Genomic DNA, 25,483 nt, shown 5'->3' on the forward strand with positions numbered 1-25,483 from the left:
ATAGCATCGAAAGCCATCATTCTAGTTGAAAGAAACAAAAAAAATCCGCCTCAGTCTTGAGGCGGACACAATTAGTTAGAATGATACATAACGTAATGGATTCACGGCACTTGGTCCAGATGCAGACCAGTTTCCGATATGCATTTCAAAATGGAGGTGAGGCCCGGTCGATGCGCCTGTGGTTCCAATCTTCCCGATGAACTGGCCTTTCGCAACTTGCTGACCAGCGCTTGTATTAATGCTGGACAAATGTGCATAAACTGTTGTGAAAATCTGCCCATCAATTGAATGTGTCACCATGATTACATTGCCGTAAGTTCCCATTGGTCCGGCGTGGGAAACAACACCGTCACCCGCCGATACAACAGATGTTCCAGTGCTATTCGCAATGTCGGCTCCACGGTGCTGCCTTTGAGTGCCGTAAATTGGATGCGTTCTCCAACCGAATGACGACGTGTAAGTTCCGGAAGCAGGTTTCGTCCATGTCCCATTTGAGACGGGTGGAAGATAAGAAGATGAACCCCCACTACCACTACTATTTTGTCTGTCTTTCGCGGCTTGAGCTGCCGCTGCTTTACGTGCAATTTCAGCTTGACGCGCAATTTCAGCAATACGTTTTTGTTCTGTTATAATTTTCTTTTCAACATCCTTACTAACTTCATAAGTTTCATGCAAATCAACTTCTAGCTTTTCTTTTTCGTTGGCTAATTTCTGTTGTTCTGCTTCTAGTTTATCGATTAACTTATTCTTATCACTTTTCTGTGCTAAAAGAGATGCTCTCAAGTTTTGAAGTTCTTTTTTAGCGGCTTCCTGCTTGGCAAGTTTTGACTCGACAAGTGCTTTTTCTTCTTCAAGCTGCGCAATATCACTCGCTTGTTGCTCCATAATACTTCGATCTGCATCCATTAAAGAATTGACAGCCGAAAAACGGTCTATGAAATCTGCAAAACTATTGGCTCCGAGAAGAACGTCAAGATAGCTAACTTGTCCGCCTTTTACTTGCATAGCACGAACACGTTCACGCAATACCACGTCACGCTCTTCAATTTTCTTTTCAAGATCAGCAATTGAAATGCGTAACGCATCAATTTCTTCGGTTGTTTTATTTATTTGTCCGATAACACGGTTAATCTGTTCATTGGATTCGTTTATTTTAGCGTTAAGTGCTAAAATTTGATCTGTAATTTTTTCGATAGTCGTTTTTTTGCTTTTAATTTCAGTATTCTTTTTACTAATTCCCGTATTCAATTCGCTTTTCTTCTTATCAAGTAATTTCTGTTCTTTTTTCAGGTCATCCAAAGGACTCGCTAAAACTCCCGCTCCACTAATAATAGTGGACAGGAAAACGATTGCAATTGTACCTGACAACAGCTTTTTATATCTATTCAACTTCCCAGTTCCCCTCTCACACTCTATCTATTACTTACACTTTAAGAAATTTACGCACAGACATAAAGCTGCCCCAAATACCAATAAAGATCCCCATAAACAGAATCAGTCCGTTCAGTTGGATTATAAATGGTGTCGTGTTTAGTAATTGGAACAATTCTCCTTGTAGCTTCGGTTCCAAAAGCTCGAATAGTTTGTAATAGGATATAGAAATGATGAGCATTGGAGCTAATGCCCCCAAAATGCCAAGCCACATTCCTTCCAACAAAAACGGAATACGCACGAAGTTATTCGTCGCTCCGACTAATTTCATAATTTCAATTTCAGTTCTTCTAGCAACGATAGTTATTCGGATCGTGTTCGAAATAAGGAACATCGCCGTGAATAACAGTGCCAATATCAAAACAATACCGATATTCCGGCTCAGGTTAAGTACATTGAAGAGTTTCTCCACTTTTTCTTCGCCATACACGACCTCATATGTATAGTCGTATGTATCAATTTTCTTAGCAATAGTAGCAGTCTGTTGTGGATCCTTCGCTTTTACATAAAGTGCATCGCCAAGCGGATTACTCTGTTTATATAAACTAAGTTCGTCACCAAATGATTTAATCATCTTGTCTAGCTCAGCATCTCTCGACGAATAGACCACTTCGAGAACGCCATCTGTCGAACGAACTTTTTCTACCAGCTCTTTAATTATCAACTTATCTGCAGCTGGATCCGCAACCACTTTAATTTCCACGTCATTCTCGATACTTTGCGCGAGATGATTAAAATTCATCATAATCACGATGAATACACCGACAAGCAGGAGGGTGACAGTAACAGCACTGACTGACGCAAATGTCATCCAGCTGTTACGGCGAATACTTTTGAAGCTTTCGCGTACATGCCGACCGAGTGTTCTAGCCTTCATAGTACTCACCTCCGTATTCGTCACGGGTAATGAGTCCGCCTTCTATTGCGATAACACGGTGTTTTATAGCGTTAACAATCTCCCTATTATGGGTGGCCATGACAATCGTCGTTCCACGAGCATTAATCTGTTCGAAGATCCTCATGATCTCCCATGATGTTTCAGGGTCAAGATTTCCTGTCGGTTCATCTGCAATGACAACTTTCGGTACATTGACGATTGACCTCGCGATGGAAACACGTTGCTCTTCTCCACCTGATAATTCGTTCGGGAACATTCGCGCTTTTTGCGTAAGTCCGACAAGCGCAAGAACATCGTTCACTTTTTTTCGTATTTCTGCTGGCGGTGCTTCAATGACTTCGAGCGCAAACGCCACATTCTCGTAAACATTCAATTTAGGTAATAATTTAAAGTCCTGAAAAACGACACCAATCTGCCTGCGCAATTGGGGTACACGTTTGTTACGCAATGTTGCAAGATTTATACCATTAATAAGAATTTCTCCACTTGTTGGTCTTTCTTCACGATACATCATTTTAATAAATGTCGATTTACCTGCACCACTCGGACCGACCACGTAAACAAATTCTCCCCGGTCGATTTCGATGTTAATGCCATTTGCTGCTACGACACCGTTTGGATACTTTTTGTAGACATTTTTCATCACAATCATTCTAAAACCACCTGAATATTTTTGTCTCTCTTTTTTTCCAACAGCCCCATTATAACATGATTCACCTTTCTAAGTATTACAGTTGTGTTTCAATTAAAACTTGAATATAACGTCGATAAACATAGAACGTAGTACTATTATACAATAAAACTAGTAGACCAAAAGTCTAACTCACTTGTTTGTATTCGACCTTTAGGAGGTAACTCCTCTTTTTTTTGACAATAATATTTGAACTAGCGGATGGTTTTATCAAATGATGAAGAGTTCCGTTGAACTGTGAGGGAAATGCGGGAGCTATGTCTAACTGTCAGGGTATTTCTGCTAACTGTGAGGGCTTACTGTCGAACTGTCACGGCATTTCGACATACTCTAAGGGCAACGCCAAACTGTCATGGCTTTTCTGCTAACTGTGAGGGCTTACTGTCGAACTGTCACGGCAAGCCGACATACTCTAAGGGCAACACAAAACTGTCATGGCTAATCTGCTAACTGTTAGGACTTACCGCAGAACTGTCATGGCAAGCCGACATACTCTAAGGGCAACACAAAACTGTCATGGCTAATCTGCTAACTGTTAGGACTTACCGCAGAACTGTCATGGCAAGCCGACATACTCTAAGGGGAACGTCTAACTGTCATGGCTTTCCTGCTAACTCTGAGGGCTTACTGCCAAATTGTCACGGCAAGTCGACATACTCTAAGGGCAACGCCAAACTGTCAGGGTATTCCTGCTAACTGTGAGGGCTAACCGCAGAACTGTCACGGCAAGCCGCCATACTCTACTACCAAACCCCACCCATCCCGCCAATAAACAAAAAAACCGCACCAGGCATATCGCCCAGTTGCGGTTTCATTGTAAAAATTATTTTTTCTCAGCAAGCCATTTTGCAACTGCGTCTGCTTCTTCACCTTTGATAAGACCAGGTGGCATACTGCCGCGGCCGTTGATGATTACGTCATGGATTTCTGTTTCGGACATATGGTCACCAACTTTTGATAGATCGGGACCTACGCCACCTTTAAGTTCAAGGTTACCACCGTGACAAGCGATACAGCTCGTGCTAACCACTTTTTCAACGTCTACTGATGCTGTTTCAGTACCAGTACCTGTTGTACCCTTATCTTCTTCTTTTGCTTTGTCGCCGCCACATGCCCCAAGGACAAGAACAGCTCCCAACATAATTGCTAAAAACTTAGTTTTCATTTTCTTACCTCCATTTATGAATTATTGTACTGCCTACCTAAGTATACCAAAACAACGTGCATTAAAATCACCTAGGGATTACCCTAAATTCATCAAACCGTCGACAAATAGCGTCTTCTCAACCTCCACTACAGTTTGTCTCAACTTTGTGAACTCCATTATTAGACGTGCCAAACGACTAATAACATTAAAATTACGTCTGTATTAGTTAATATACACATAATCCATGCTTCCAAAACCTCTTTATAGGACTATCCATTTTTTTCATTAAAGATGCGGGCAAATGAAAAAGCGCACCGAAGTGCACTCCTTTTCATTTCATTTTATTAAGATATACGTGAACGTAAGTAAGCATTGATGAACAGGTCGATATCGCCGTCCATTACTGCACTGACGTTGCCTGTTTCTGCACTCGTCCGGTGATCTTTTACCATGGAATACGGGTGGAAAACGTATGAACGGATCTGGCTTCCCCAACCGATTTCTTTTTGATCTCCCCGAATTTCAAGAAGACGTGCTTCTTCTTCTTCGACTCTGATCTGGTAAATCTTCGCTTTCAATAAATTGATTGCGCGATCACGGTTTTTAATTTGTGAACGTTCTGTCTGACATGTAACAATTGCGCCAGTTGGAAGATGCGTCATACGGACTGCTGAATCTGTCGTATTGACGTGCTGTCCACCCGCACCGCTTGAACGGTACGTATCGATTTTAACATCTTCCATTTTAAGGTCAATGTCAACTTCGCCTTCAAACTCCGGCATTACTTCTATTGAAGAGAATGACGTATGGCGTCGGCCTGATGAGTCAAACGGAGAAATCCGAACGAGGCGATGAACGCCTTTTTCTGCTTTTAAATAACCATATGCGTTATGGCCTTTAATTGCCAATGTTACGGATTTCACGCCAGCTTCGTCTCCGGCTTGGTAGTCGAGTGTTTCGACTTTGAAGCCGCGATGTTCAGCCCAACGTGTGTACATGCGAAGCAACATAGAAGCCCAGTCCTGGGATTCCGTACCGCCTGCACCCGAATGAAGTTCAAGAACCGCACTATTCGCATCAAATTCATCACTGAGTAGCATTTGCAGTTCGAATTCATCGAGCTTCTTCTTGAATCCCTTCAACTCTACGCCAAGATCTTCTTGCATCTCTGCATCGTTTTCCTCGCGTAATAGTTCAAGCGTCATTTCAAGGTTTTCCTGCTCATCAGTCAACTCCGTGTACTCGCCGACAACGTCTTTCAACGCATTCGACTCGGAGATTACTTTTTGTGCACCTTCCTGGCTATCCCAGAAACCTGGCTCCAGCATTGCTTCATCTAACTCTTGAATTCGTGCCTCTTTGTTTTCTAAGTCAAAGAGACCCCCTAAAGTCCGCTAATTTCTTAGCTGATTTGTCGAGCTCGTTGCGTACATCGGATAATTCCATCATAATAGTTTCCTCCTGAATTTGGGTTGCCCGGTAACTTATGCATTACCGTGGCAGTTTTTATATTTCTTCCCGCTGCCGCATGGGCATGGATCGTTACGACCGATGTTTACTGCGCGACGCACTGGTTTCTTACGCACTTGCTCGCCATCCTCTTTCGGATTAACGGCCTGTGCTTTAACAACTTCTTCACGTTCAAGGTTGTTGCGAATTTCTGCTTTCATCACATATTTCGCTGAATCGGCTTCAATCGATGCGACCATTTCCTCAAACATTGCAAATCCTTCCGCCTGATACTCACGAAGCGGATCAGTTTGACCATATGCACGTAAATGGATACCGTGACGCAATTGATCCATCGCGTCAATATGATCTGTCCATTTCGAGTCAATGGCACGAAGCAAGACGACTTTTTCGAATTCGCGCATGCGCTCTTCCGACATTTCCTCTTCCTTCTCATCGTACCGTTCAGTAACAGCTTCTTGGATCAACGACGTCAATTCCTCAACCGATTTCTCTTCCATAGCCACAGTTGTTATACGACCGTCCGGGAGTATATTTGCGCCCAAGAAATCTTCGAGTCCTTTTAGATTCCAATCGCTTTCTTTTTCTTCCGTCGTATGAATTGCCACAGCATTTGCAATTACATTCGACAGCATTTTCTCTAGTACGCCACGAATGTTTTCTGACTCTAGAATTTCATTCCGTTCTTTGTAGATGATTTCACGCTGCAGGCGTAATACATCATCATACTGCAGCAAACGTTTCCGTGCATCAAAGTTATTTCCCTCTACCCGTTTCTGAGCAGATTCAACCGAACGCGATACCATTTTCGACTGAATTGGCGTCGTGTCGTCCATACCAAGTTTCGTCATCATCGACTTCATTTGGTCCGAACCGAAACGGCGCATTAATTCATCTTCAAGCGATAAATAGAACTGCGTCACACCCGGATCCCCTTGACGACCAGAACGTCCACGTAGCTGGTTGTCAATTCGACGCGACTCATGTCGTTCTGTACCAAGAACCGCTAGACCGCCAAGTTCCTGCACGCCTTCTTCAAGTTTAATATCCGTACCACGGCCCGCCATATTCGTCGCAATTGTAACAGCACCTTTGTGACCGGCTTCCAAAATGATTTCCGCTTCACGACTGTGGTTTTTCGCATTTAAAACATTATGCTTCACACCGTATTTTGTCAAATGCTTAGAAATAATCTCAGACGTTTCAATCGCAACTGTACCAACAAGAACTGGTTGCCCTTTGTCATTCCGTTCTTTGATGTCCTCCGCAACTGCCTGGTATTTACCTTCCATTGAAGAATAAATAAGATCTGCACGGTCATCACGGATTAGCGGACGATTCGTCGGTATAGCAATGACGTTCATGTTGTAAATATTACGGAATTCTTCTTCTTCCGTTTTCGCTGTCCCAGTCATACCAGACAGTTTGTCATACATACGGAAGTAGTTTTGGAATGTAATTGTTGCAAGAGTCATCGTTTCATTCTGAACTTCTAGGCCTTCTTTTGCTTCAATCGCTTGGTGAAGTCCATCACTGTAGCGACGACCTTTCATAAGACGTCCTGTAAATGAATCGACAATGACGACTTCGCCTTCTTGAACAACATAATCGACATCAATATGCATACTCGCATGTGCTTTCAACGATTGGTTAATCGCATGGTTAAGTGTCGTATGTTCCAAATCGAATAAGTTATCAATACTGAATGCAGCTTCCGATTTCTCGATACCACTTTCTGTCAAGACGACACCTTTCGTCGACTCATCATATGAATAATCTTCTTCTTTTTTGAGTGATTGTGTAAATTTATTTGCCAAGCGATACAATTCTGCCGCTTTCGCAGCTTGCCCTGAAATGATTAGTGGTGTACGCGCTTCGTCAATTAAGATCGAGTCAACCTCATCTATAACTGCGTAGAACAGCGGACGCTGCACTTTATGTTCATTATAAAGCACCATGTTATCACGTAAGTAATCGAAACCGAGTTCGTTGTTCGTGCTATACGTGATATCCGCACTGTACGCTTCCCGTTTCTCTTCTTTCGATAAACTATTTAAGTTCAGACCAACTGAGAATCCGAGAAACTCATAAAGCAGCGCCATTTCCGTCGCATCACGACTTGCAAGGTATTCGTTCACGGTTACAACGTGTACGCCTTGACCCGCAAGTGCGTTCAAATAAACCGAAAGCGTTGACGTCAACGTCTTCCCTTCACCGGTTTTCATCTCCGCGATATTGCCCTCGTGTAAAGCAGCAGCCCCAATAATTTGCACACGGAATGGATACATGCCAAGAACACGTTTCGACGCTTCGCGAACGACTGCAAAAGCCTCAGCCTGAAGATCATCAAGCGTTTCTCCTTTTAAGAAACGTTCTTTGAATTCAGTTGTTTTTGCTGTCAGTTGTTCGTCCGTAAGCTGTTCCATTTGTGTTGCAAGCGCTTCGACCTTGTCCGCAATCTTGTCAAGACGCTTCAAATCTCGTTTATTCATATCAAACATTTTATTCAATACGCTAAGCATTTAGGTCACATCCTCATTAGGTTCACCCTTCATTTTAACACTGTGAATTGCACGGTGCAAATGGTCTAGCCAAAACACATTAAGGAAATTTTGTATTGCGTGATGGGAGGACCATAATACGCGGGTATAATAGGTTTTTCCGCTCGTCCCCCACTATTGGAAATCAAAATAAGACCCCTAAGCAGTATTCCCGCTTAGGGGTCTTCCAAACTCAATTATCTATTCAGCTTGTTTCAATTAAGCCATATTTACCATCGCTACGTTTATAAACGATGTTTGTTCCATCAGAATCGGAATCTGTGAAGACGAAGAAATCGTGGCCAAGCATGTTCATTTGAAGAATTGCTTCTTCTTGGTCCATCGGTTTTAGATCAAAATTCTTAGTTCGGACGATCGCAAATGCCTGATCTTCTTCCCCATTTGCATCACTGTTTTTCTCTTCGCTTTTATTGACTGATGCGAAGAATGCTGCAACGCCTTCACGTTCACGGAACTTACGGTTTACTTTTGTTTTATATTTTCGAATTTGACGCTCTAACTTGTCAACAATCAAGTCGATAGCTGCATATAAATCGTTATGACGTTCCTCTGCACGAAGTGTTAAGTTTTTCATAGGAATTGTTACTTCCACTTTAGTTTGCTTATCATTGTAAACTTTCAAATTCACATGTGCAGTTGCGTTCGCATTTTCATCGAAGTATCTTTCGATTTTTTGCAATTTCTTCTCGACATGTTCACGAATTGCCGGAGTTACCTCGATATTTTCACCGCGAATATTAAAATCTAACATATGAACTCCTCCTTTAAGTTAACCTATACAGTACACTTCTACACATTCCCCATAAAGTCCTTCTAAAAACATTTAGAAAATTAAATATATTGTCGATTTGTGACGAATACGTACAAAAATCACTTTTTTTCGTCCTTTATAGCGCTACCCAATGCACTTTCAGAGCGTCTGCGAAGTTTAAGCTCTTCGACGATTAAATGTTCAATTTCTACGTTTTCATCAAAATCATAACCGTACATGTATCCCCCACTATATGGCTTCTTCCACACAATTACGCCTTGCAGGTCGATTAATTTTTCATAAAGTGTGAATTTGATATGCAAGCGGACAGATTCACGTTCAAGAGGAATATCGAACTTCGCAAAAAGCTTTGCACCACCTGGACTGATGTCTAAGAAATGACATTCGCCCGGGCTCGATTCTATATCCGCTCCATTTTCAACGACAATCCGGAATTCAGCTACAAGCGGTTCCCCAAATGTATACCTAAAATATTCAGTCCGTTTATAAAGCATCTTCTCCACTCCGTTCTAACGCACCAAGATTTGTTTCTCTCATTATAGCAGACTACTTAACTTTCAACGAACTTCAGCCAAGCTTGCCGTTCTTCGCATTGTCCCGTCCAGCGTCGTCACAATCTGCTCATTGTCTACAACCGTTCCATGAATCGTAGCGTTCACTTCTTCCAGTGATGCACTCGATTCGGTCAGTAAGTCAGCAAATAAGCTTGTCATACGCCCGATGTCCGTCGTTTCCTTTGTAATTGAAGCCATCTTGTCGTCAAACATGCCAAACTTCCGGTGAAGGTCACTCAATGTGTTGTGCATGAGTCCGATTTTCATTTCAGCGTCCACCGACAATGCTGCCTGTGTAACAAGTTTTCCTGTACTGTTCGTCAAATTGGCACGCGAGCGATCATTCATCGTGTTGACGTTTTCCAAATTGCCATTTATTTCAACCAATGTCACCGCCGTTAATCCAGCAAGTTTCCTGATTTCATCCGCGACAACCGCAAACCCTTTGCCGTGCTCTCCCGCACGAGCCGCTTCAATCGACGCGTTCAATGCAAGAAGATTCGTTTGTCCAGTAATCGTCTCAATCGACTTGGCAAGCGCATTCGTCTTCTCGATATTCTCAGTAAGCGCATCAAATGATCCGTTTAAATCAGTGAGATAGACTTCCACTTCTTGCATACCTGTACGCAAGTTTTGCATGACTTCCACCATGTCTGCAGATTCAGCGCGAAGACTAGCTGTGTCTTCATTCATAAGATGCGTTTCCTTATGCATATCAGCTACATCATCTTGCGTGCGTTGTGCATTTTTTGCGATGTTCGCAATTTGAAATGCTTCCTGTTCAACACTTGCTGAAACGCCATCCATAATTGTCAACAGTTCCTTCTGTGCTTCCAAATGTCGTCCAGCCGTCTCACCAATCGCCGTCAAATCAGCTGCAACCTGTTCAATCCCTTCATTCAACGAACGATGCTTGCTCTCTTCTAAAAGCGTGTGTGCTGCCTGCTCAGTCGTGAACAAATCGACTTGCATTTCCAGCTTTTTCGTCTGCTTTATTTGGATGAACAGCCCCACTGACATCAAGATCAGCACAAGCGCCAAACTTCCTTTGCTCGCTGCAATTTGCTCTTGATACGGATAGTTCATTAAAAATACGACCAGAACAGCAAGGGACAGCGCAAAACCATAGGTCATAATCCGCATGGATAAATGAACACTTGCAATACCTGCTATGAAAAAGGCGATTCCAGCTGTCGCAACAGACGGTTCCCCTATAACCCCATTCAATATCGCGGCAAATCCCGTCACCCCAAGAACAATCCATGGAAACATGTTCTCAAAAATACTGACTTTTTTCGCCAATGCATAAAACAATAGCGTAACAACAACCGGTATCGCCATACTCACTGTCTTCAGCATACCTTGCCCCGTAACAAAATAAAAAATCAAGCCGATGAAACTAGAACCACCAAGTGTCACAAATAGAATGAAGTTCTTATTCGAAAATTCCTTCTGCCGCATGGTATCCACAGTGTGCATTCATAATCCCCCTTAGAAGTTCCTATCTATATACCTATTTTACTTGCAGTTGATTGAATTATCCAACATATTACTGTAAGCCGATCATAAGCAATGCATGACCGAGCATATAACACGCTTACCGATCATATACAACGCACGACCGAGCATATATCTTCCTTACCAAGCATATACAACGCACAACCGATCATATATCATCCCAACCAAGCATAAACAACGCACAATCGATCATATATCATCCCAACCAAGCATAAACCCCGCACGACCGAGCATATATCACGCCAACCAATCATAAGCAACGCACGACCGAGCATATATCTTCCTAACCAATCATAAGCAACGCACAACCGAGCATATATCACCCTAATCAATCATAACCAACGCACGTCCGAGCATATATCTTCCTAACCAAGCATATACAACGCACAACCGATCATATATCACGCTTACCAATCATAACCAATGCACAACCTCATTTATCATCCCTACTAATCATATACAACGGAAAACCGAGCATATTTCACGTTAACCAATCATACACAACCCACAACCGATCATATATCTTCCTAACCAATCATATACAACGCACAACCGAGCATATATCTTCCTAATCAATCATAAACAGCACACAACCGAGCATATATCACCCTAACCAATCGTATACAATACACGACCGGCGAATAACTCCAAAATACGGGGCAACATCGCATTAGTTTCTTATCCGAACTGCTTCCTCATGTGTTTCATTGATATACGTGGCGATTTGTTGTTGTTCTTCAGTCAGTTCGGTCAACGTAGCATTCAATTCTTCCACAGCCGCGGTACTTTGCTCGACAATCGCCGCAAAATCCATCGTCCGTTCCTGAATTAATGCACTGTCTTCCGTAATTTTGCCGAAGTCTTGGATGAAAATCGATAATACCTTCTGCAACTTCGTCATCGTTTCAAACAAATCTATAAAGGACGCACTAGTTTCGTCTGCTACTGCAGTTTGCATCGTCACTTGCTCCAATCCATCTCCAAGTTTTTTAACGGCTATTTCATTATAATTGTTCACTTCTATCAAGTTTGCGTCAATTTTAGTTAAGGTCTCTCTTGTAAGTCCTGCCAATTTCCGAATTTCTTCCGCAACTACCGCAAACCCTTTTCCTTGTTCTCCAGCACGCGCAGCTTCAATCGAAGCGTTTAGCGCAAGTAAATTTGTCTGTTCCGTGATGGCTTTAATGGCACTTGCGAAAAGGTTCGTTTCGTCAATTTTACGTGATAATATACCAAACGTTTCATTTAAATCAGTAAAAAAAGTGGTGAAAGAGTCAATGCTTTCTTTTAATTGTGCAATTTTCATAGTTCCATTTTCCGCTTTACGACCTGCTTCATTCGCCTGAATCACGACCTGACCTAAGCCTTCTGCAATGACTTGAACCGATTCGTAAGTGTGTTCCGCATTTTCCGCGATATCTGAAATATGATCCGCCTGATGTTGACTGCCGACACTTACTTCATTAACAGCCGCAAGCATTTCAAGCTGCGATGTGGCAGATGTCTCCGTATTTGAACGAAGATACGCAAGGTTCGATGTAATCTTTCCAACCGCCTCGTCAAGCTTTTCAGCAAGTGCTCCTTCTTCGCGCACCTTAAGTTCAGTTAGTTCGACAAGTTCCTCCACATGCATGAACATCCGCCCATTTTGACGGACAAGCAAGAATAAGACAATCCCTGCTAGGAAATGAAGTAGTAATAGATTTGTCCCGCTTCCTCCAACGAGTTCTGGAGCAATGAAAAATTGATTATTTATTATCATGCCAATGAAACTCAGTGCAAAACTAAACGCCATAATGGCCATCTTGCCATGAATTGAACCAATCACCAATATAAGGATGATGATCCCAATTGTCCCAAGATTTGCTTCTGAAAAAAAGATGACATTCATCGCAATTGCAAAATTCATGATGAGTAATAGATAAGGCAGAAGAAGTGACAATACCTCAACTTTTTTACTTAGAAAATAGAATAGAATCGCGAGTGCAAAAGGTATGGCAACAGACAAATGAATAGTTATCGGCGAGCGCTGTATGAGTTGGGCTAGTAAACCCAGCCCTGCAGCAAGTGCAAATCCAATCATCATAATCGAGTTTTTCCGAAGCCAATCTTCCCGCTTTAATTGAGTAATATTCATCATCTATTTCCCCTTTGACCTCAATTTTCCCTACACTAAATTCCCCATTAATTGTTCTATGTAAAATGTACCATTAATGAACCATCATTCATACGGGCATAATTAACTAATTATTCAATAAAAAAACCAGTCAGAGAATTAATCTCCAACCGGGTAGTAGTTATTGCTTCGTATCGTAAAATGTACCATCTCGCGCTACATTGCTGTAAGGATTGACGTAGTTTTTCATATTGTCTTTCTTCGCTTGTGATTCCACGATGTCTGTACGAATCAGTTGTGTAAATTGAGCAAGTTTCTTTTGGACATCCGCTTCTGTTTCGACAAGACTTCTGCCAAACACTTCTTCTTCGGGCGTGAACGGGGCGGCAATATGCGGTTGCAACTTATCACGATCATCGAGAAGTGCTTCGATGCCCGCAATCGTCTCATCCCGCTTATCTACCGCTGTTTCTTGCGACAACCTCACTAATTTTCCCGTCACATCACGCCACGCTATCAGCGCAGGCCGAATCATATTTCATCTACGTTCGCGTACTGTTTCTGCCGGTTAATCTGAATAACCTGCTTCCAGGTATCGCGGAACTCCGTAATAATTGCTGACGCTTCATCGAACAGGGCACTGTCGTTTTTAATATTGCCGTCAATCAGTCTGCTGTTTGCAAACTCATAGAGGACAAGCATATTTTGTGAAACTGGGTACGACTTATCGAGCGTCAACATGAGCTCAGAAATGATTGCTTGTGCTTTTTGGACGGCCTTGTTCTTTTCTTCAATATTATTGTCATTCATCGCTCTTTTTGCTTGTAGGATGAATTTCAAACAGCCATTGTAGAGCATAAGTGTCAGCTCGCCTGGCGTTGATGTATTTACAGAGTTGTTTTGATAGGTTGCATAAGGGTTGTTGATAGCCATATTTTATCTGTCTCCTTTAGTTCACTACTGCTGTTGTTAATTGTTACTAAATGCATTCATAAGACTAGCCGACTGTGAGTTGGCGCGATTGATTGCCGTCTCCATTGCGGAGAACTGTTTCCAGTAGCGGGTTTCCATCATTTTCAATCGGTCTTCGAACCGTTCAATCTGGTTATTCATTTCTTTCAGTGAGCGTCCGAGTGAAAACGTATCGTTTACATCGCCCACTTTTCCCGCACGCTGAGCGATTGACGTTTGAGTTTTATCAACTATAGTTCGGAGTTTACGTGCAAATCCTTGTTCAGCCACAGTAGCTCCATCTTTCGAGAACATTTCATGAACTTTATTCGGATCATCACTAATCGCTTTTTTCAATTCTTCTTCATTTATGACAAGCTTACCATTAGCTAAGTAGTCTTTAGACGTTGTAATACCTAGACTTTTTAATGTATCGCTGCCTACAGTCCCCATAAGGGCTGTCCTCATTTGCGTCAGCATACTGGAAATAGTGGAGTCGTTACGAAGCGTACCACTTTTCGCTTTTTCTTCCCACATTTCGATATCTTTATCCGTCATATCTTTCTTCTGCGCAGCTGAAAGTGGCTGGAAATCACGATATTTTGGTTCACGGATTTGTTTGTTTAAATCTTCGATAAGCTTGTTGTATTCGTCGACGAACTTAGTGACGGAGTCGAAGATTTTATCGGTGTCTGGTGCGGAACTGAATGTTACAGGTGGTGCGCCCGATACAGACTCCTGCTTTAATGTAAATTCAAAACCATTAACTTGGAATGTGTTGGAGGAACGCTCTGTTTCAAGTCCATTCAATGTGAATTTTGCGTTTTGACCAGCGGTTGCAGTTGCAGTACTATTCAACCCTAAAGCTTCACCTAAGTCACCGCTAATTGTAATATTCCCTTCTTTTCCACCTTTAGCAATCCTCGTAATTTCTCCGGTATCTGAAATCTGAAATATATCTTCTCCAGCCTCATTATTTATCTTTTTAACAATATGTCCCAATGTATTTATTGAACTAAAAGTTAAGGTTTTAGTGTCATTTCCAGGAATATTAATCTGTATTGTTGTTGCATTTATTCCTTCGTTTTCTAATGTGGAGGTCTTTAATTGACCTTTATAAAGAATAGTTTTGTCGGTCAATCCTAGTGACTCGCCTAATTCTCCGGTAACTTCAATATTTCCAGCCCCGCTATTCTTAGCAGTCATTGCAATTTTTCCCGAATGTGAATCGTAAAATGCATTCACGTCTGTATCTTTATTAATTTTATCAAGTAGAGATTTCAATGTTTCTTTTTCGTCAATTTCTATTTTATGACTCTGCATTTTACCGTCTTTTCCAGGCGCACTAATAGTAATATCCTTTCCCTCAATTTTTAAATCCGCAAGTGTGGTGTTTACTGATTGCATTACTTTTACTTTCGGATCTCCCGTTTCATGCTCAACAAACTTAATACTCTTACCGCTTTGCAAAGTAGCGTTTTTCGCCAATTGCTCAACCTTAATAGTCCCCGAAAAATCACTAGTAGACCCCATATTCCTAATCGCTACATCATTCGGTGAAGAAATATTCACCGTCTTAGCTGAAAATGAAGTCGAAAGAATCATTGTGTCAAACGTCTTTTTACTAAAATCAAACAGTTGGCGGTTCGTCGTGCGGTAATCGTCCAACTGCCATTCTAAGTATTGTTTTTTCTGTGTGATTTTATCGAGAGGTATACGGTGTGCGTTCATTAAATCCGTTACCATTTTCTCCGTATCCAAACCTGAAGCTAGTCCACTAATTCGCATATTATCTCACGCCTTCCTTAAATTTTCCGATCGACAAGCAAGCCGACAAATTCGCGCATTGCCGCATGGATGTCCAAAAGTTTTTTGGACGGGATTTCACGTATGACTTCGTCCGTGGTTGAATCAACGATTGTTACATAGTACTCGTTGAGCTTCTCATGGAACTTGAATCGCAATTGTGTATTCGCACTTTCTAAAAACGTGTTCATGCTGTCAGTCATTTGCTTTGCCTTGTCAGCCGGCAACTGTTGTTCATTGCCGGCTTTCTGCTGCACTTTCTCCTGAATCGCTTGCACTTGCACCACCGAGACTTCCCTGTCCGGTGCCATTTTTTCTGCTAATACATTCACTTGATTCACTACGGCTCCGCCATCCATACGACTTACCATTCGCCAAACCTCCCTGTACTTAACAACATTCAATATGATTTATATCGGCAAACCCATAAGGAAGTTAAGCAAATTGGCAATAAAAAGTATTGGTTTCCGCCAAAGTCATGTTTGCTCGTTTGAATCAAAATAGTTCAACACTACTATTCTCTCTTATTTATTTCATCTACTATCTAAATAAACAAGAATAATTGCCGAAGAATATAAAGTAGTTCATTTAATGTAAGAGAAAGCGAAGGTGCAAGATAAATGTTCAAATCAATCCGAACAAAAATAATTATGACGGTAATGGTGCTATTTCTTATCGGTATCTCCATCATGACCGCCATCAGTAGTACGCAGGCAAAAAATAGAACAGAAGAGAATGTTGTTAGTTCAAACGGCGCGCTCATTAATGAAATGGGTTTTGCAATTGAGAACCTCCTTGGACAATATGGGAAAGGTCTCGCACAATTGTCTACTTCTAGTTCAATTACGGACTTTGCTCTTGAAGAAAGTGCAGAACCGAAAGAGTTTCTTGACACTCTTAATAAGGAGCTCTCTGGATTCTTAGATTTATACAGTGATGCAATAATTGTTTATTTTTCGAATTCCGATCACCATATTAATTTTCCGTATGAAAATCTTGGTCCTGATTACGATCCCACTACACGTGACTGGTACACAAACGCTGCCGCACATCCTAGTGAAGTTCAGTGGTCCACCCCATATATCGACAAAGCAACAGGAGATTATGTAATCACCGCTTCAATAGCTGTAAATGCGGGTGGTAAACTCATTGGAGTGGTAGGAATCGATTTACAACTCATGACACTGAGTGAGAAAATTTCATCCAGTGAGGTTGGCTATAAAGGCTACCCTGTCGTATTTGATACTGAAGGGACAGCAATTGTACACCCTACATTACAAGGGGAAAATCTCATGAACCTGCCTTTCATCGCAGAAATGTACAAAGATGGGAACGAACAAGGCTCGATTGACTATGAATACGAAGGTATCTCTAAAGTTAATGTATATTCCACAATTCCGAATTTCGGATGGAAGATTGGCGCTATCTATGATGAAAAAAATATTAACAAGATTGCAAGCGACTTACGTAACTCGATGTTACTTGTTGCACTTGCCACACTTCTAGTTATTTTTGTCGTACTCTACTTCGTAATCAGTCGGACCATCAAACCGATTGTAAAGTTAAAATCACTAATGGATTCTGTTTCAGAAGGTGATTTGACAGTTCGTTCCGACGTTAAAACGAATGATGAAATAGGTGAACTTGGCGATAACTTTAATATAATGATTGACAACATGAACGCTATTATTACTGTCGTCAACGGTTCTGCTGCGAACGTCCGGGCAAGTTCCGAAAGTTTAAGCGCAGTTGCGGAAGAAACGAATGCATCAGGGGAAGAAGTTGCTCACGCAGTAACTGAAATTGCGTATGGCGCTTCAAAATCTGCTGAAGATGCTGAAATCGTTACGGAAAAAGCCTACCTACTTGGCCAACAAATTAATGAAATCACAACGAAAGCCGTCGTCATGTCTGACATCGCAACAAAAGCCGGCGAAATGAATACCAGTGGTCAAGGTCAAATGCAAGAGCTGAAACTGTCTTTCAATGACTGGGAAACCAATTTACAGTCCATGTCCGAAGTGATCGGTACACTTGAAGGTAAAGTAAATGCGATCGGCGGAGTCATGGAAACGATTACCCAGATTTCATCGCAAACGAATCTTCTTGCATTAAATGCAAGCATCGAGGCAGCCCGTGCAGGTGAACACGGCAAAGGATTCGCAGTCGTTGCGGATGAAGTAAGGAAACTCGCAGAACAATCTGCCCGTTCAACGGAAGAAGTAAAAGTGACAGTCCAGGAACTCCAAACGGAATCAAGACTCGTCTCTCAACAAATGAACGAAACACGCGAAAACTTCCAACGTCAAGGTACCGTCGTACATGACACTGAAATCACTTTCGGAGAAATTTCAACATTGATGTCTGATATGCAAGATTCAATCGATGCAGTGTATGAAGAAATTCAGAAAGTCGCAACACACAAAGACGACGTTGCTGAAACTATCCAAACAATGGCAGCAACTTCACAAGAAACTGCCGCGGCATGCGAAGAAGTCAGTGCTTCAACAGACGAACAGCTTCGTGCGATTCAATCTGTAACTGATGCAGCGGAGACGTTGACGGAGTTAAGTGAGAAATTGAGTTTGGCGGTTAATCGATTTAAGGTGTGAATTTAAAAAATTGCTTACGACATTTTGTCGTAAGCAATTTTTATTTATGTTATAGCGTCGCTCGCAAAAAAAATTCACAAAAATGTATCCTAAACCCCATTCCCCTTCTATATAAAGAATAAAAGGGGTTACTTTTAACGACAACTTATCTATCCGAATATGCACACTTCACAAACAAACACGATTTAGACGAGGCAACAAGACAACATGAAAATCATTAGAATCCTGCTAAGTACTGTGTCGGCACTGCAGTTTCTTTTCTCAATTGCTTAGCAGCTTCCAATGTCCAATAAGGATTTCTCAGCATACCTCTTCCAACAGCAATAAGGTCTGCTTCTTCATTCCCTATGATTGCATTGGCTAGATTTGGATCATCCAATCTACCGACAGCCATGACTGGTATCTGAAGCGCTTCTTTGATTTGTCTAGCTAACGGTACTTGGTAAGCTACATGTGTTCCTGGTCTCCCCCAAGCTGCGATTTGACCCTCTCCACCAGAAGAGACGTCAAACATATCCACTCCAGCTTCCTGATAAACGCGAGCGAACGCAATACTTTCGTTTATTCCATAACCACCTTCTACATATTCCTTTGCAGAGATACGCATCAATAGTGGCATATCGGCAGGCATTTCCGCTTTAGCTGCTAGAATGACTTCGCGGCCAAACTTGGTTAGATCCTGTCCGTATTCATCTTCCCTTTTGTTGGTAAGTGGAGAATGGAATTGATGGATTAAGTAACCATGAGCGCCGTGGATTTCGATTGAATCAAATCCAGCCTCAACCGCGCGTCTTACTGCTTTACGGAACTTCTCCACCATCTCTTTTACTTCATCTGTTGAAAGCGCTCTTGGTGTTTTAGACTTCTCGTCGAATGCGATTGCAGAAGGCGCAACAGGCACAGCTGCATCTTCTGCTTTACGACCAGCATGTGCAATCTGAATCCCAACCTTAGCTCCATAGCGATGACAAGCTTCCACTATCTTCGCCAACGCAGGGATTTGATCGTCAGACCATAAACCCAAATCATAATCCGAAATTCTTCCATCAGGCTCTACATCCGTCATTTCAATCACGATAAAACCCGCTCCACCGATTGCTCTGTTGACATAGTGCAGATAATGCCAGTCATTGGCAATGCCATCTTTCTGGTCAACGGAATATTGACACATCGGTGGCATGACAACCCGGTTTTTTAACTCCAAATTCTTTATTTTGTATGGACTAAACAAATCTTTCATTGCAAAAACTCCCTTGTTAAAATATATATGCATTACACATACATATATATTAGTGCTATCTATTCTCCTTGTCAAATCAAAGTGCTTCTATTGAGCACTTCGATAGAACATGGCAGTTTATAGCTTTTCTACTAATTGTTTTATCAATCCTTCAACATCAATAGCAGAGAGGTGCAATCTAAGTATTTCACGGAAAGAGACTAGACTTTTTTGTAGCTTCTGCTCACCTAGGTTTGTAAGATGCGTATAGGTACCTCTACGGTCATCTGTACAATCATGCTTTTCTAACGCACCGCAGTTCTTCGCTTCCATCTTCCCCACTAATCTGGAAAGTGCACTCTGACTCAATCCAATCATCTCTTGCAATTGCTGTAATCTCAATTTCTTGTCAGGCGCCATGGAAAGATAATAAAGCACGTAGAATTCTTTTAGCGATAGACTGTACTCAGCCTGCAGAACGTTTTCCAATTCTTTCTTCACTTTATTTTGTATTGAGTCTATGGATAACCAGTAATTCATAAAATCATGATTAGTTGTCATATACTATTCCACCTATTCTAAGTCAAATAATTCTGTACTTCAAACTTAATTATAGAGTAACTAAGCGTTATACTCAATCCAAACAATGGCGACAACGACACCAGAAACAGCAGCCTGTGATAAAGTAAGTGCTTCAACAGACGAACAACTTCGCGCGATTCAGTCCGTAACAGATGCGACAGAAATGCTGACAAAGTTAAGTAAGGAATTGAGTCAGGTAGTTAATCAGATTAAGGTTAAGAATTGAATCACCACTTTAGACAACGTTTCCATATTAATAGTTGATAAAACTTCAAGAGCGCCTAGGGTCTATTAATGATCCTAAGCGCTCTTTATATTGATTTTAAAACGATAAATATAGAATGATTATTATCACTTATTGTTTAATTTATCTATCTCTAAACAAATAAGTAATTAGACCGAAGATTACTTTGTGAGTCAATTCAACTAGACAGATAGAGAAAGCGAAGGTGCGCTATGTTCAAATCAATAAAAACAAAAATTATAGTAACAGTGATGGTTCTTTTCCTCATTGGCGTGACGGCAATGACCGTAATTTCCAGTTTGCAAGTACAATATAAAACAGAGAAAAACCTCATCGATCAGAGTGTTGTACTCGTCGACGAGATGGGTGCTTCGATTACGAACTTTTTAGAGCAATATAAAAAAGGCTTAATCCAAATGTCATATTCCAAAGCCTTAACGGATTATACCAATGTCGGTGATGACATTGAAAAAAGCAGTGCTACATTACAGACAGAATTTAAGGAGTTTCAAAATTTATACGATGAAGCTTCGCAAATCTACTTAGCACTTCCATCAAAACACATGACCCTCGTTCCGCATGCTGACCTTGGAAACGATTATGACCCAACCAGCTTTGAGTGGTATCAAGAAGCGGCAAAAAATCCTGATACCGTCTACTGGACGGAACCGCATATCGATCGTGCGACAGGCGAGTATGTCATCAGTGCCATGAAGGCTGTTCTGAAAAACGGAAAACTTATCGGTGTTCTTGGACTGGATATTCAATTGGCTTCGTTGGCCGAATCTATTTCCGAAAGTGATATTGGCTACAATGGCTATCCGGTTCTATTTGATGCCACTGGAACTGCAATGGTTCATCCATCGTTAAGCGGTGAAAATCTGATGAACCTCCCATATATAGAAGAAATGTTCATAGGAGGTTTAGATGAAGGGGCCATCCATTACACACACGAAGGCAGCGATAGAGTGAATGTATTCTCATCCATTCCCGATTTCGATTGGAAAATCTCAGCGATTTATCTCAAAAAAGATATTAACGAAATCGCAATCAATCTCAGAAACTCGATGATGGTTGTAGCAATTGCGACACTGCTATTATTCTTCGTCGTCCTCTACTTCATGATCAGCCGTACAATCAAGCCCCTTGGAATTTTGAAATCTTTGATGGATTCCGTTTCAAAAGGTGACTTGACCGTCCGTTCTGACATTAAGACAAAAGACGAAATCGGCGAACTAGGTGCTAACTTCAATACTATGATTGAAAACATGAATGCTATTATTACTGTCGTTAACGGCTCCGCATCGAATGTCAAAGCAAGCTCCGATAGTTTGAGTGCAGTTGCAGAGGAGACGAATGCATCGGGCGAAGAAGTTGCAAACGCTGTAACTGAGATTGCATATGGCGCTTCAAAATCTGCGGAAGATGCAGAAATCGTGACGGAAAAAGCGTATCTACTTGGCCAACAAATTAACGAAATCACAACGAAAGCCGGTGTCATGTCTGACATCGCAACCAAAGCTGGTGAAATGAATACAAGTGGTCAAGGTCAAATGCAAGAACTGAAACTGTCCTTCAATGACTGGGAAACCAATTTGCAGGCGATGTCCGAAGTTATCGGTACACTTGAAGGTAAAGTGAATGCAATCGGCGGGGTCATGGAAACAATCACCCAAATTTCAGCACAAACGAATCTACTTGCATTAAATGCAAGCATCGAGGCAGCACGGGCAGGCGAACATGGGAAAGGATTCGCAGTTGTCGCGGATGAAGTACGAAAACTTGCAGAGCAATCTGCCCGCTCCACAGAAGAAGTAAAAGTGACAGTCCAGGAACTTCAAACAGAATCCAGACTCGTCTCGGAGCAAATGAACGAAACACGCGAGAACTTCCATCGCCAAGGCACAGTTGTAAACGACACGGAAATCACTTTCGGAGAAATTTCAACATTGATGTCCGACATGCAAGACTCCATCGACGCAGTGTACGAAGAAATACAGAAAGTAGCGACTCATAAAGACAATGTTGCTGTAACAATCCAAACGATGGCAGCAACTTCACAAGAAACAGCTGCTGCTTGCGAAGAAGTAAGTGCTTCAACAGACGAACAACTTCGCGCGATTCAATCTGTAACAGATGCCGCAGAGACATTGACGGAGTTGAGTGAGGAATTGAGTTTGGCGGTTAATCGGTTTAAGGTGTAAGACTTTCAGTTTTGAAAACCGCTTAGGACAATTTGTCCCAAGCGGTTTTTGCTTGTATTATTTAGTTTCAGTTAATCTCCAAATTGCGAACTCTTGTTTTTTATGTTTTTCGGAAGCCGTGATGGTACGATTGACAAACCTGTCGGGGAATCTATAGTCTTCAACATTCAAATATTTCCTTTCACAGACGAGAAAAAAACCTCAGAAATAATAGGATTGCGATCTAACACCCTATTTTGACTGGTTTCACTACCAATATCATGGAATAATAACCATAAGACTTCTTAACCGTTAACCACAAAGAAATAGTACCAGAATAACAGAACGAAAGAAAATTAAGGGAGCAAAACCTATGTGGTTTTGCTCCCTTAATTTTTCAATATCTATTTCTAATAAATCCATAGCCATATTTCTTGAGCATACATTATGAAAATATGCCGAGTTTCTCAATCCTTGAAATAGCTTCGACGATTCGATTTTCATCTACTAATAGTCCAACACGTATATACCCTTCTCCAAACTGTCCGAACGCATGACCCGGTGCTACGGCTATATCTGCTTTGTCCAGTAGTAGTTTGGCGAACGATTCACTTGTATACCCCACCGGAACAGAAAGCCAAGCGAAGAAAGAAGCTGTCGGAGAAACGACATCCCAACCGATTCGTTTGCATTCAGCCATTAGGACATTCCTGCGGCCTTCGTATAGTGAAACGAGCTCATCCACACATTCCTGACTACTCGATAATGCAACTGAGGCTGCGTGCTGAACTGCCGGAAAAATATCAATGAATAGATGGTCTTGCAATAAGTTGATGGCTTCAATGATTTCTGCATTTCCGACAGCAAAACCGACCCGCCATCCCGCCATATTATACGTTTTTGACAATGTGTACAATTCAATTCCGACGTCTTTTGCACCTTTCGCTTGTAAGAAACTGACAGGCTTTACACCGTCAAAACCAATTCCTCCATAGGCAAAGTCGTGCAAAACCGTAATATCATTAGCCTTTGCCAGTGCAATTGTCTCTTCAAAAAATGGAATGTTGGCAGATGCACTCGTCGGGTTATTTGGATAGTTTAAATACATTAGTTTTGCTTGCTTTTTTTGTTCATTCGAAAGGGCGTTATAATTCGGTAAAAAATCATTTTCCGCGAGTAATGGCATTAAGTCGTATTTAATATTTGCCAAGCTAACGCTTGATAAATAATCGGGATATCCCGGATCCGGAAGCAATAGTAATTCACCTTCGTTCATAATAGCAAGTGGTAACTCAACTAATCCAGGTTTTGTTCCAAACATAACTGCGACTTCTGTTTTAGGGTCAATTACAACATTGAATTCTCTTTCATAAAAATCCGCAATTGCTTGTTTTAACTTTGGGGTCCCTCTGAATGGGGAATATCCATGTGTTGAAGGATCTTCAACTGCTTCTTGAAGTGCTTTTACAATATGGGGAGGTGTCGGTTGATCGGGGTTACCTCGCCCTAAATTAATAACATCTCGCCCTTCGGAAAGAGCTTCTTCAACGCTTTGAACAAGTGATGCAAAAAAGTGCGGTGGTAAATTCTTTAATCGATTTGAAATTATCATGTAATAACCTCATTTTTAATTTAGTCATTTTCACTATCCAAGTACTTGATATAAATGGTTCCAGATGAATTTGAAATAAGAACACAGCTAATCAAAATTGAATATCTTTTAAGCAAATATTTTTTTATTCACTAGATATTTTGGTTCTTTTCCATCATATACATCTAATATATTCAAAATTGCTTTTTCCCTAATTTCTATAAAAGCTTTATCCGAATACCATGCTGCATGAGGCGTTAATATGACTTGGTCTAGCTGCCTAAGAATGTGATCGTGTGGAAGCGGCTCAGTTTCGGTAACATCTAAAGCACAACCACTAATCTGGCCATCCTTTAATGCAACGATAAGGGCTTCCTCATCAATGATTGGTCCCCTGGCAGTGTTTATTAAAAAAGCAGTTTCTTTCATTAAATTAAACTCGTTAGTAGAAATTAAATGTCGAGTTTTCTCGATCAAAGGAACGTGTACTGAAATAAAATCGCTACTAGTAAGCAGTTCTGATAAATCAACTTTCTCAACGTCTGCTTTTTCCATTGTTGCTTTGTCGATAAATGGATCGTATGCGATAACTTGATATCCGATTGCATTTAGTTTTTCAGCAAGTCTGGCAGGTATTTTCCCGAATCCAACCAATCCAACTACGGCATTGGAGGCTCGCAGAGGGATAGTAGCTTTTTTAAAATCCCAATCCCCTTTCTTTGTTTGCTCATGATATGTAAATAATCTACGGGCACTTGATAAAATAAATGAAAGTGCATGATCTGAAACTTCATCAACACAATAATCATTCACATTAGCCACCATTATTCCAAGCCGGGATGCAGAATCTACATCAATCATATTAACGCCAATCCCATAACGAGAAATTATCTTTGCTTTTAAAGCGGCTTTTTGAATCTCCTCGTCAATATCTGCGTACATCACTAATAGAGCATCTGAATCTTTAATAGCATCAATGATGTGCTCTTTATTTCGTGATTGCAATACTTGGAATTCAATCGGAGCATCATTTTTCGTTCGTTTTTGTATCCATTCCTGCTCGATTTCTAAATCATCCCACTCATGATCAATAAGCGTAATCTTAAATGGTTTCCCCATTGTATCTACTCCATTCTA

At 41.3% G+C, this 25,483-nt stretch carries 21 protein-coding genes; 3 read left to right on the top strand and 18 right to left on the bottom strand.

The window, feature by feature from the left end; all coding sequences use genetic code 11:
* Positions 1 to 75: 75 nt before the first annotated feature.
* From ACP8HG_RS11625 to flaG, 14 genes are all read right to left on the bottom strand, one after another.
* Positions 76 to 1,389, bottom strand: coding sequence for a murein hydrolase activator EnvC family protein (locus ACP8HG_RS11625; protein WP_231885703.1), 1,314 nt, complete (start codon positions 1,387 to 1,389; stop codon positions 76 to 78).
* Between the two features lie 34 nt (positions 1,390 to 1,423).
* Positions 1,424 to 2,308 (bottom strand): permease-like cell division protein FtsX, encoded by an 885-nt coding sequence (ftsX, locus tag ACP8HG_RS11630; RefSeq protein WP_067211956.1) that lies wholly within the window; start codon positions 2,306 to 2,308, stop codon positions 1,424 to 1,426.
* On the bottom strand, positions 2,298 to 2,981 hold the full coding sequence (gene ftsE / locus ACP8HG_RS11635) for a cell division ATP-binding protein FtsE (RefSeq protein ID WP_067211958.1): 684 nt from the start codon (positions 2,979 to 2,981) through the stop codon (positions 2,298 to 2,300). The genes ftsX and ftsE overlap by 11 nt, the downstream gene beginning before the upstream one ends.
* Positions 2,982 to 3,843: 862 nt before the next feature.
* Complete coding sequence (gene cccB, locus ACP8HG_RS11640) at positions 3,844 to 4,185, bottom strand: cytochrome c551 (RefSeq protein ID WP_354312331.1); 342 nt, start codon at positions 4,183 to 4,185, stop codon at positions 3,844 to 3,846.
* A 326-nt stretch (positions 4,186 to 4,511) separates the two neighbouring features.
* A protein-coding gene (gene prfB / locus ACP8HG_RS11645; protein WP_156476176.1) for a peptide chain release factor 2 occupies positions 4,512 to 5,613 on the bottom strand; the annotation gives its coding sequence in 2 pieces (ribosomal slippage) (positions 4,512 to 5,540 and positions 5,542 to 5,613; 1,101 coding nt in all).
* Positions 5,614 to 5,651: 38 nt separating this feature from the next.
* On the bottom strand, positions 5,652 to 8,159 hold the full coding sequence (gene secA, locus ACP8HG_RS11650; protein WP_067211966.1) for a preprotein translocase subunit SecA: 2,508 nt from the start codon (positions 8,157 to 8,159) through the stop codon (positions 5,652 to 5,654).
* Positions 8,160 to 8,382: 223 nt separating this feature from the next.
* The gene (hpf, locus tag ACP8HG_RS11655; RefSeq protein WP_067211968.1) at positions 8,383 to 8,949 is read right to left on the bottom strand and encodes a ribosome hibernation-promoting factor, HPF/YfiA family; all 567 of its coding nucleotides are present in this window, start codon (positions 8,947 to 8,949) and stop codon (positions 8,383 to 8,385) included.
* A 119-nt stretch (positions 8,950 to 9,068) separates the two neighbouring features.
* Positions 9,069 to 9,464, bottom strand: coding sequence for a PilZ domain-containing protein (locus ACP8HG_RS11660; protein ID WP_438298649.1), 396 nt, complete (start codon positions 9,462 to 9,464; stop codon positions 9,069 to 9,071).
* 63 nt (positions 9,465 to 9,527) lie between these two features.
* Positions 9,528 to 11,003 carry a methyl-accepting chemotaxis protein gene (locus tag ACP8HG_RS11665; protein WP_438296346.1) on the bottom strand — a complete coding sequence of 492 codons (1,476 nt, stop codon included), beginning with the start codon at positions 11,001 to 11,003 and terminating at the stop codon, positions 9,528 to 9,530.
* A gap of 709 nt (positions 11,004 to 11,712) precedes the next feature.
* Positions 11,713 to 13,179 carry a methyl-accepting chemotaxis protein gene (locus ACP8HG_RS11670; RefSeq protein ID WP_438296348.1) on the bottom strand — a complete coding sequence of 489 codons (1,467 nt, stop codon included), beginning with the start codon at positions 13,177 to 13,179 and terminating at the stop codon, positions 11,713 to 11,715.
* A gap of 160 nt (positions 13,180 to 13,339) precedes the next feature.
* The gene (locus tag ACP8HG_RS11675; RefSeq protein WP_067211977.1) at positions 13,340 to 13,693 is read right to left on the bottom strand and encodes a hypothetical protein; all 354 of its coding nucleotides are present in this window, start codon (positions 13,691 to 13,693) and stop codon (positions 13,340 to 13,342) included.
* A complete protein-coding gene (gene fliS, locus ACP8HG_RS11680) occupies positions 13,690 to 14,091 on the bottom strand; it encodes a flagellar export chaperone FliS (protein ID WP_067211979.1) in 402 nt (133 codons plus the stop codon). The genes ACP8HG_RS11675 and fliS overlap by 4 nt, the downstream gene beginning before the upstream one ends.
* Positions 14,092 to 14,127: 36 nt before the next feature.
* Entirely contained in the window at positions 14,128 to 15,897 is a 1,770-nt protein-coding gene (gene fliD / locus ACP8HG_RS11685) for a flagellar filament capping protein FliD (protein ID WP_438296351.1), read from the bottom strand.
* A gap of 17 nt (positions 15,898 to 15,914) precedes the next feature.
* Positions 15,915 to 16,286, bottom strand: a complete 372-nt coding sequence (flaG, locus tag ACP8HG_RS11690; protein ID WP_354312323.1) for a flagellar protein FlaG — start codon at positions 16,284 to 16,286, stop codon at positions 15,915 to 15,917.
* Between the two features lie 249 nt (positions 16,287 to 16,535).
* On the opposite strand from flaG, the gene ACP8HG_RS11695 reads away from it, so the two are divergent.
* Positions 16,536 to 18,527 (top strand): methyl-accepting chemotaxis protein, encoded by a 1,992-nt coding sequence (locus ACP8HG_RS11695; RefSeq protein ID WP_438296353.1) that lies wholly within the window; start codon positions 16,536 to 16,538, stop codon positions 18,525 to 18,527.
* Positions 18,528 to 18,744: 217 nt separating this feature from the next.
* Here ACP8HG_RS11695 and ACP8HG_RS11700 read toward each other — a convergent pair whose 3' ends face one another.
* Together ACP8HG_RS11700 and ACP8HG_RS11705 are read right to left on the bottom strand one after the other, a co-directional pair.
* Positions 18,745 to 19,767, bottom strand: a complete 1,023-nt coding sequence (locus tag ACP8HG_RS11700; RefSeq protein ID WP_067211988.1) for an NADH:flavin oxidoreductase/NADH oxidase — start codon at positions 19,765 to 19,767, stop codon at positions 18,745 to 18,747.
* A gap of 117 nt (positions 19,768 to 19,884) precedes the next feature.
* A complete protein-coding gene (locus ACP8HG_RS11705; protein ID WP_187045550.1) occupies positions 19,885 to 20,307 on the bottom strand; it encodes a MarR family winged helix-turn-helix transcriptional regulator in 423 nt (140 codons plus the stop codon).
* 85 nt (positions 20,308 to 20,392) lie between these two features.
* Here ACP8HG_RS11705 and ACP8HG_RS11710 point away from each other — a divergent pair, with 85 nt between their 5' ends.
* Both ACP8HG_RS11710 and ACP8HG_RS11715 read left to right on the top strand, forming a co-directional pair.
* A complete protein-coding gene (locus ACP8HG_RS11710) occupies positions 20,393 to 20,554 on the top strand; it encodes a hypothetical protein (protein ID WP_156476081.1) in 162 nt (53 codons plus the stop codon).
* A 230-nt stretch (positions 20,555 to 20,784) separates the two neighbouring features.
* Positions 20,785 to 22,776 carry a methyl-accepting chemotaxis protein gene (locus ACP8HG_RS11715; protein WP_438296356.1) on the top strand — a complete coding sequence of 664 codons (1,992 nt, stop codon included), beginning with the start codon at positions 20,785 to 20,787 and terminating at the stop codon, positions 22,774 to 22,776.
* 424 nt (positions 22,777 to 23,200) lie between these two features.
* Here the strand turns inward: ACP8HG_RS11715 and ACP8HG_RS11720 are convergent, their stop codons facing one another.
* Entirely contained in the window at positions 23,201 to 24,367 is a 1,167-nt protein-coding gene (locus tag ACP8HG_RS11720) for a pyridoxal phosphate-dependent aminotransferase (protein WP_438296358.1), read from the bottom strand.
* A gap of 108 nt (positions 24,368 to 24,475) precedes the next feature.
* Positions 24,476 to 25,465 (bottom strand): C-terminal binding protein, encoded by a 990-nt coding sequence (locus tag ACP8HG_RS11725; protein ID WP_438296360.1) that lies wholly within the window; start codon positions 25,463 to 25,465, stop codon positions 24,476 to 24,478.
* Positions 25,466 to 25,483 lie beyond the last annotated feature (18 nt).

Source organism: Sporosarcina sp. FA15, from assembly GCF_051550195.1.
Taxonomy (GTDB): domain Bacteria; phylum Bacillota; class Bacilli; order Bacillales_A; family Planococcaceae; genus Sporosarcina; species Sporosarcina psychrophila.

What these genes read in the sequence shown, in the direction of transcription:
- secA (WP_067211966.1), bottom strand. Translation starts at nt 8,159, where the DNA reads ATGCTTAGCGTATTGAATAAAATGTTTGATATGAATAAACGAGATTTG.
- cccB (WP_354312331.1), bottom strand. Translation starts at nt 4,185, where the DNA reads ATGAAAACTAAGTTTTTAGCAATTATGTTGGGAGCTGTTCTTGTCCTT.
- ftsX (WP_067211956.1), bottom strand. Translation starts at nt 2,308, where the DNA reads ATGAAGGCTAGAACACTCGGTCGGCATGTACGCGAAAGCTTCAAAAGT.
- ACP8HG_RS11710 (WP_156476081.1), top strand. Translation starts at nt 20,393, where the DNA reads ATGGCGACAACGACACCAGAAACAGCAGCCTGTGATAAAGTAAGTGCT.
- ACP8HG_RS11700 (WP_067211988.1), bottom strand. Translation starts at nt 19,767, where the DNA reads ATGAAAGATTTGTTTAGTCCATACAAAATAAAGAATTTGGAGTTAAAA.
- ACP8HG_RS11660 (WP_438298649.1), bottom strand. Translation starts at nt 9,464, where the DNA reads ATGCTTTATAAACGGACTGAATATTTTAGGTATACATTTGGGGAACCG.
- ACP8HG_RS11695 (WP_438296353.1), top strand. Translation starts at nt 16,536, where the DNA reads ATGTTCAAATCAATCCGAACAAAAATAATTATGACGGTAATGGTGCTA.
- fliS (WP_067211979.1), bottom strand. Translation starts at nt 14,091, where the DNA reads ATGGCTATCAACAACCCTTATGCAACCTATCAAAACAACTCTGTAAAT.
- ACP8HG_RS11665 (WP_438296346.1), bottom strand. Translation starts at nt 11,003, where the DNA reads ATGCACACTGTGGATACCATGCGGCAGAAGGAATTTTCGAATAAGAAC.
- flaG (WP_354312323.1), bottom strand. Translation starts at nt 16,286, where the DNA reads ATGGTAAGTCGTATGGATGGCGGAGCCGTAGTGAATCAAGTGAATGTA.
- ACP8HG_RS11720 (WP_438296358.1), bottom strand. Translation starts at nt 24,367, where the DNA reads ATGATAATTTCAAATCGATTAAAGAATTTACCACCGCACTTTTTTGCA.
- ftsE (WP_067211958.1), bottom strand. Translation starts at nt 2,981, where the DNA reads ATGATTGTGATGAAAAATGTCTACAAAAAGTATCCAAACGGTGTCGTA.
- ACP8HG_RS11715 (WP_438296356.1), top strand. Translation starts at nt 20,785, where the DNA reads ATGTTCAAATCAATAAAAACAAAAATTATAGTAACAGTGATGGTTCTT.
- ACP8HG_RS11725 (WP_438296360.1), bottom strand. Translation starts at nt 25,465, where the DNA reads ATGGGGAAACCATTTAAGATTACGCTTATTGATCATGAGTGGGATGAT.
- ACP8HG_RS11670 (WP_438296348.1), bottom strand. Translation starts at nt 13,179, where the DNA reads ATGAATATTACTCAATTAAAGCGGGAAGATTGGCTTCGGAAAAACTCG.
- ACP8HG_RS11705 (WP_187045550.1), bottom strand. Translation starts at nt 20,307, where the DNA reads ATGACAACTAATCATGATTTTATGAATTACTGGTTATCCATAGACTCA.
- hpf (WP_067211968.1), bottom strand. Translation starts at nt 8,949, where the DNA reads ATGTTAGATTTTAATATTCGCGGTGAAAATATCGAGGTAACTCCGGCA.
- ACP8HG_RS11675 (WP_067211977.1), bottom strand. Translation starts at nt 13,693, where the DNA reads ATGATTCGGCCTGCGCTGATAGCGTGGCGTGATGTGACGGGAAAATTA.
- fliD (WP_438296351.1), bottom strand. Translation starts at nt 15,897, where the DNA reads ATGCGAATTAGTGGACTAGCTTCAGGTTTGGATACGGAGAAAATGGTA.